The 632-nt window shown below is 54.6% G+C and carries 1 protein-coding gene; it reads right to left on the bottom strand.

The features are described from left to right. Nucleotides 1-632: hypothetical protein (locus tag AB9K32_RS00095; protein WP_369884008.1), on the bottom strand; the 632-nt coding region annotated here is incomplete at both ends.

The following is a 632-nucleotide window of genomic DNA, read 5'->3' on the forward strand; positions in this document are numbered from 1 at the left end:
CTGTCCACATAGGCCTTTGTAGCGGCATCGCTCGCAGCGGTCGGGGCTCCAAGGCCCGTCAGCACTAGACCGTTCGCATCGTTTCCGTCAGTCAGCACTTCCTCGATGTTCTGGATCTCGTTCGTATCCGATAGATCTCCATCGGCCGAAATATGGTTGGCCAGGTTCGTGGCATTGGCAGCTATATCGGTAGTGTTCGTTGCTATCGCACCCGCATTGTTCGAAATGTTCGTAGTGTTCGTTGTGATGTTCGAAGCATTGTTCGATATATCAGAGGCGTTGTTACCAATAGCCGTAGTATTGTTGGAGATATTGGTAGCGTTGTTCGAAATATCCGTGACATTGTTACCAATCGCCGTAGTGTTGTTGGCAATGTCCGCAGCATTGGCCGCTACTCCGGCGCTATCGTCCAAAGAGGATAGGTCCGCGGAAAAGCTCGTGCCGCCCTCGCTTACCGTTACCTCGTTGGTCCCGCCATCGAAGCTCACTCCCGTAATATCGTCGTCGGCCACGCTGTCCACATAGGCTTTTGTGGCGGCATCGCTCGCAGCGGTCGGGGCTCCAAGGCCCGTCAGCACTAGACCGTTCGCATCGTTCCCGTCAGTCAGCACTTCCTCGATGTTCTGGATCTC

Origin of the sequence: Allomuricauda sp. XS_ASV26 (assembly GCF_041224615.1) — a bacterium.
GTDB classification, from domain to species: Bacteria; Bacteroidota; Bacteroidia; order Flavobacteriales; family Flavobacteriaceae; genus Flagellimonas; species Flagellimonas alginolytica.